Consider the following 6,635-nt stretch of genomic DNA (forward strand, 5'->3'; position numbering starts at 1 on the left):
GACTTCATTTGCCAAAACCTTGCACTTGCTTGTTCTTAAAATCCGCGAAACCCCTATCAATAAACGGTTATAGCTTTATTCAGCAAGCCCTAATTAATGTTGCATTTTCAACTTTAGACTGAGCTAATAGAAGTCTATCAAATGGATCTTTATAGTGTAGAGGTAAGTTTTTTAGTTCCAGAATATGGAGAAAATTTATAGATACTAAAGTAATATTATTTTGTTCCTGCTGAGTCTTTGGCATAAGTTCTAAATCATCTCTAAGGGTTAGTTTTCCTAACTGGATTTTAATTTGCATTTCCCATAGGCTGACTATGCTCAGAAGTAACTCATGATTAGGATTTTGAAGTAATGTTAGTGTATCTATAGGTATACGGTCTGGTTCGCTATGCCACCACATAAAAGTGTGAGTATCGAATAGTAACTTCATGTTTCACCAAGCCAAAACTCATCAGACAGTGGATCATCAAAGTTATCATCGAATATACAAGAACCTAAACCGAGTCCTGGCTGTCGTAATCTTTTATTTGGCATAGACAGAGATTCTTTATTAATCTTTACTTCTACCCATTGCAATAACTGTGTAGCCAAGCGATTCCTTAGTCTTTCCAATACTTCATCGGCTGGTATTAACGTGACTTGACCTTCATCTATTGCCTGGATGCGATTTGCAATTTCTGTTTCCCAAGCGGCCTCAACTTGAGGATTAATTTCATCCAGACTTTTGAGAAGATGTTCAGCAAGCATCGCTCTGTATAGAGGAGGTAGGGTTAATACTGCTCCAAAAATTTCATTATAAGTAATGTTAGCCATACAGAAAGCTCTTTACAGAGTGTGGTGATTGTATTTTATCATAAATATTTAATCAATAATTATGTGGAGAAGTTTCGCTTCTTCATAGTCAAAAGTAAAACTTACTTGATCATCGGTTCACATTTAGGGTATAAAATCGGCATTAAGAACTTGAGTTAAAGAAAAAGGTGGTTCTTCTGGAAATAAGTTTGATGGTAGTTGGTATTTGTTAATTGTGTCTTTTCTAGAGTCTTGATAACAGGGTAGAAATACATCATTTAAAATAGCTTTTAAACTAGGACTATCTGCTAGAGTATAAGCTATTTGTCGTCTTTGTTCTACGACAGTATTACGCCAACCTCTAGCGTTATTATCTTTTTCTTCTATCCAATATTGTAATTTCAATAAGTGTTCAATTAAGACAACTAGGCGAGTTTTTAGTTCTTTCTTTTCACTCCTCCCCATACTATCAATTTCTTCAATCAAGTTCTCAATATCTAACTGTTCTAGGTTTCTTTCTTTCAGTTGTTGAATTGTGGTTTGTATCCACAGGTAAAAATCTTGATCATATAATGTTTTGTTGTGATCAATGTAAGTAATATTAGCCATACAGAAAACTCCTTACAGAGTGTGGTAATGGTATCTTAGCATAAATGCGCTTAATTATTTTCTCAATTATGATTTAGGAATCATTTTAATTTAACTAAATTTATAGCACTATTAAATAAATCCTCAATTATTTGTTTATCCCTTAAAACTACTCCTAATTCATCTCTGTATGTTAAGTTGGTATCTGCTCTAAATGAGAGGAAATTAAAGCTAGTTACTATCGCAAATTTATCATCACAAACTATTTGCTTGCGATGACTGTTTGTAGTTTTTTGAAACTTTAAGTTTTTATAATTGTGCGCTAAATTCTCCAACTGATTAATTGACCAGGTATCATTTTTCATACTTCCCGGAGTTTCTTTATAACCATATATGATATGAATTTGCACTTTTCGTTTTAATGTTTCCTCTAAAGTTGATAAAAATTCTCGGTTAACTACATTACTTTTGATCCAGGGGGAAACAATCATTACTCTATTTTTTGCTTCTTTTAAAGCTTTAAAAAGATATTCCCTTAGTTCAGTAGTATGAATAACTTCTGAGATTCTAGTTTGAGTTTTGATTTGTTCTAGTTGTTTTTCCAGTTTTTGCTTTTCTTCCTTAACAGATGTATTTTTATCTGTGAAAGAATCAGGATCATTAAGAGAACTAATTTTTGCACTGATTTGTTCTACATTTTTAACATCCTCATCTTTAATACTACTAACAATCTCAGTAAATGATTGATTAGAAGTATTATCTTGTTTCATATCTTTAAAAATAGGATCAAGTATTTTCTTTCCTTCTCCATATAATTTTTCTATGGTTTCTCGATAATCTTTTTGAATAGAATTTCTAGAAAATATTTCATATTCTATTTCACTATCATTTGGATTACTTTTATACAAAACTAACAATACTTCATGCCATTCAGGATATACTTTTTCTATTTTATTTACCTGAATCAGTTCAACATTATCATTAGAACCTGAATTTTTTAAATATCTCTCAATATCTTGATAATAGTCAATAATATCTTCTATATGATCTTTTCTGGGTTTTTTGATGACTTTGCTAATACAGTTGTTTGGATATTTTTTAACATCAAATTTATTCAGAAAAAAGTTGTCTATCAACTTTCCACTTAACCCATCTAAATAGAAAATTTTGGTATCTGAAAGTGGTGATAAGATAGTTTGTTGCTGTAAAGCATCTTTCCCTTTTTCTGTTAGCTGAAAACCATTATCTCTAATAACTATATCATCTGAAATTAATTTTGATAATACTTTTTCGATAGTAACATTATCTATACCTAAAAAACCAGCAATTTCTTCCAATTTATTTAACTTATTGACAATACACTTCATGATATATTCTTCTAATAATTCTAAATTTCTATTTTCCAAATATGTTAAATCGAGATTTAGAACATAGAAAGGATAGCCAATGGGTTGACAATCAATTACTATGGCTTCAGGAAGTGAGTGACGTTTACGAATTTTGTCTTCAAAATCCTTAATTGGATTACCCATGATATTACTCCATTATGAGTTAAATAAAATCACTAGATTTGCGTCGTGAACAGTAATTACTACTACTATCAATATATTCTATTAATGGTTTAAAAGGATTAGAAATATTGTTAGGAGTTCTACCCTGATAAGCCATGTTATCATCACCAACTATAATTAATAGTTGTTTAGCACGAGATAAAGCAACATTTAAACGACGATCATCAGAAGTGAAACCTAATTTTTTCTGTTTATTGCTTCTCACTAAATCATAAATTATAATATCACATTCACCTCCTTGAAAGGCATCAACTGTATGAATAATGATATGTAGATTTTTCCAGAATTGTTTATTATTAGGTGCAATGGCAGATTCTAAACGACCAATTTGTGAACGATAGGCTGAAATCACGCCGACTTCTTTTTGTAACTGATTTAACTCACAACTTTCCTGAATTTTTTCTAAAACAGATTTGATAACTCTTGCTTCATAATCATTAGTGCGACTTGTTCCATTTTCTCTCTCTTGAGATTTTTCTCCAGCATCGCTAGTGGATATCCAACAAATATTTCTATCAAACATTGTTAAATGATGTTGTTTTTCTTCAACATTGACCAGATTACTAGCAACCTGATTATCATAGAATAATATACTAATTAGATTACCAATATGAGGGTGCATCCGATATTGATTATTCAGTGTTATTTTATTGGTTTTAGGAAGTTTCTCATACAGATACTCAAATAAACTCGTTTCCAAAAGTCTTTTCTGAATTTCCTTTTCATTGAAAGCTCTTTTTTGTACTTCTTGATCAATAATGGGAGGGAGTTGTTGATGATCACCTACTAAAATAATTCTTCTACCTTTAGACATGGGTACAAATGTTTCAGGAGCAGTTGATCTGCCAGCTTCATCCACAATTACCCAATCAAACTTACGATCTTTAAATCTTGCTATTCCTAAACAGGTTGCACCAACTACATTTACTTTATCTATAAATATAGATTGTAAATCTTCCTGTTTTCTTTTTAATTTTGCATTCCATTCTTCATGTATTTTTTGCAATCTAATAAAATTCTCATAATTTGCTTGGTTTTCACCTAATATATTTTGCAATAGTTTATATTCTTCATTAATCCAGTTGGAAAGATATTTTTGCTCAGGATACTGTATCCCAAACTTTGCAGTATATTTTTCTAATGATTGTAATATTTTTTGTTCCAGTTCCAGTTTTTCGGATATTAACTCTAACGCAATATCAGAAAACTCTATAGATGCTAAATTATCTTTTTGTATAATTAACTCAGAATTGAATCTAGCTATGGTTTGAGTTAGTTTGTGAGATACTGATTGTAATTGTTGATATTTACTATTAACATCTTCTAAATGAGCAATTTTTTTTACTCCAGAGAGAATTTGTTGATTATTTTCTTGATACTCTTGCCAATAACTTAATGATTTAGTTCGTATTGAATTTTGCCAGGTAATAATAGCTTTTTCAACTTCAAATTGTTTAGCATCTTCTTCAATTTTTTCTTCTCTACCAATTCTAATACACATAATTTCTTTTTGTTCAACACGAGATAGCCGGGTTAAAACGTTATCTACTGCTACATTAGACTGAGAAGAAATTAAAATTTTATCATTTGGATATTTATCTAAAATTTGCAAAATTATTTCTGTAATAACAGATGTTTTACCTGTACCTGGTGGTCCTTGGATTAAAAAAATATCTTCTGTAGCTAAGGCTTTAGATACTGCTTTTTGTTGTGAATCATCTAGTTGCTGATTAAAAAAATTATGAATTAAACTAGCTTCTATTGGTTGAACATTAGCTGGATCAGCTATTACCTTGGATAAAGTTGTATTCTCACAATCTCCATATCTAATTTCTCGTAAAGCTTTACGCCGTTTATCAATTTCAGATTCTTGAGCTTTAAAATTAGTTTCTATTTTTCCTTTCTCTAAAATAGATTCTATAATTTCAGGAAGACAAAAATCTCCTATACTAATATGTAACTTTTCAACTAATTCTCCATTACTGGATTTATCACCATCAATAATATCTCCAATTCCCCATTGCTTTTCTTTTTGTTTAATTGAAGGTGAGTTATTTCTAATAGATATCGTGACAGGTAATGGTGGAGATGTAATTTGATCAAATTGTTCAATGGAAATAGGTTTTATCAATGATAAAATTAAAATTTGTTTTTGTTTATCATAAGATTTATCTCTGTATTCAAATACAGATTTTTTATCAGTAATAATTTGTTTTTCAATATCAATGACAGATTGCCATTGCTCAAAAGTAGCAGTTAAATCTTTATTATTTGCTATTTCATTTTTAATTTGCTGTTCTTTTTGGAAAATTTGCTTAATTAAATCTGATAAATCTGATTTTCTTTTTACACCTGTGCCTACCTCAATTATAGGATTTACTTTTATATTCAACCCATTTTCAAATATTTGTTCTTGTATATTGGGAGGTAAGGTAATTTCATATAGTACAGTTATTTGGGTAGAGTTATGATTATCTAAATTAATAAATCCACGATAGAATTTAGATGAATTCTCTAAACCAATATCAATTGTTAGTTTATTTTCATCACGTTGGTGCTGATCAGGGCTTTTCTTAATATATAAGATATTAGAATTTTCTCTGAATAAAGAATCAAGGTGATTTCTAATTGCTAAAATATTATTTTGAAAATTATGTTGATCATTAATTTCTTGTTCCGCTTTGCGAGTTATATTAAAAATAATTTTAAATGATTCTGTTAGTTCTTCTTGAAAATTAGCTATAACTTTTCTGAGTTCATCTAGTTTAGGACGATTTTCACGATTTTTATCTGTAGCTTTTTTGAAAATTTCTACTAGATTACTACCAGGATTTACAGCTAATTGGGTAGATTGATACAGTACATTTTTATCTCTTTCATCTTGAAAAATAATCCTATCCTTTTCAGTTGACAATAAGTATAAAAACGTCATTCCTAGAGAATAAACGTCAGAATCTCTGGAAACTTTCTCTAAGTTAATTTGTTCAGGAGCAGAAAATAAAGGTGTATGATAACTTCTAATTGTATTGGTTAAAATAGTAGTGGTAATAATAGCAATACCAAAATCTAAAACCTTAGCTTGAGGTTGTTCATCAGTATCTACAATTTTAATATTGTCTGGTTTGATATCTCTATGGATTATATTTTTAGAGTGAGCGTGACTAATTGCGTCAAGAATTTGCAAAAATAGATTTAATTTTGTTTTTAAATCAATGCCACCATCAAAATAAGTTTTTATATCTTGACCATCTAAATATTCTAATACTAAATAAACCAATCTATGCCGATTATTATAACCTTTCTCAATAAATTTTACAATATTGGGATGATTAAACTTTTTTAAAGTTTCTGTTTCCCTTTCTAATAGTTTAATTGCATTATCTTCTTCAGTAGAAAGAGTTTTAATAGCATAACGCTCATTAGTACCCACTTTTTTCGCCAGGTACACAACACCGCTACCACCTTGTCCAAGTTTGGAAAGGATATCATACTTACCGTCAATAATTTCACCGATCATATTAGACATACTGATTATTTTATGATTGCAATAATGAAAATGAACCACTAAAAAACGCGCTATAAGCTATGTTACACTACAAGTATAATTTCAACATACTGCCAACTCAAACAATTCATGAGTGTTTGTAGCATAAAAGAACCAACTATCAGTAAACCAAAAAGTTT

At 29.7% G+C, this 6,635-nt stretch carries 5 protein-coding genes; all 5 read right to left on the reverse strand.

The window, feature by feature from the left end; genetic code table 11:
- Positions 1–79: 79 nt before the first annotated feature.
- Positions 80–430 (reverse strand): type II toxin-antitoxin system VapC family toxin, encoded by a 351-nt coding sequence (locus CUN59_RS15735; protein ID WP_104388732.1) that lies wholly within the window; start codon positions 428–430, stop codon positions 80–82.
- Complete coding sequence (locus tag CUN59_RS15740; RefSeq protein ID WP_104388733.1) at positions 427–813, reverse strand: addiction module protein; 387 nt, start codon at positions 811–813, stop codon at positions 427–429. Before CUN59_RS15740 ends, CUN59_RS15735 begins: the two co-directional genes overlap by 4 nt.
- A 123-nt stretch (positions 814–936) precedes the next feature.
- Positions 937–1,401, reverse strand: a complete 465-nt coding sequence (locus CUN59_RS15745; RefSeq protein ID WP_104388734.1) for a DUF29 domain-containing protein — start codon at positions 1,399–1,401, stop codon at positions 937–939.
- 80 nt (positions 1,402–1,481) lie between these two features.
- Positions 1,482–2,912: a phospholipase D-like domain-containing protein gene (locus CUN59_RS15750; RefSeq protein ID WP_104388735.1), complete on the reverse strand. Its 1,431-nt coding sequence runs from the start codon at positions 2,910–2,912 to the stop codon at positions 1,482–1,484.
- A gap of 19 nt (positions 2,913–2,931) precedes the next feature.
- The gene (locus tag CUN59_RS15755) at positions 2,932–6,477 is read right to left on the reverse strand and encodes a serine/threonine-protein kinase (RefSeq protein ID WP_104388736.1); all 3,546 of its coding nucleotides are present in this window, start codon (positions 6,475–6,477) and stop codon (positions 2,932–2,934) included.
- Positions 6,478–6,635: the final 158 nt, after the last annotated feature.

The organism is Cuspidothrix issatschenkoi CHARLIE-1 (assembly GCF_002934005.1).
Taxonomy (GTDB): domain Bacteria; phylum Cyanobacteriota; class Cyanobacteriia; order Cyanobacteriales; family Nostocaceae; genus Cuspidothrix; species Cuspidothrix issatschenkoi.

Bases quoted from the DNA above. Each gene is read 5' to 3' on its own strand.
- CUN59_RS15750 (WP_104388735.1), bottom strand. From the start codon at position 2,912: ATGGGTAATCCAATTAAGGATTTTGAAGACAAAATTCGTAAACGTCAC.
- CUN59_RS15755 (WP_104388736.1), bottom strand. From the start codon at position 6,477: ATGTCTAATATGATCGGTGAAATTATTGACGGTAAGTATGATATCCTT.
- CUN59_RS15745 (WP_104388734.1), bottom strand. From the start codon at position 1,401: ATGGCTAATATTACTTACATTGATCACAACAAAACATTATATGATCAA.
- CUN59_RS15740 (WP_104388733.1), bottom strand. From the start codon at position 813: ATGGCTAACATTACTTATAATGAAATTTTTGGAGCAGTATTAACCCTA.
- CUN59_RS15735 (WP_104388732.1), bottom strand. From the start codon at position 430: ATGAAGTTACTATTCGATACTCACACTTTTATGTGGTGGCATAGCGAA.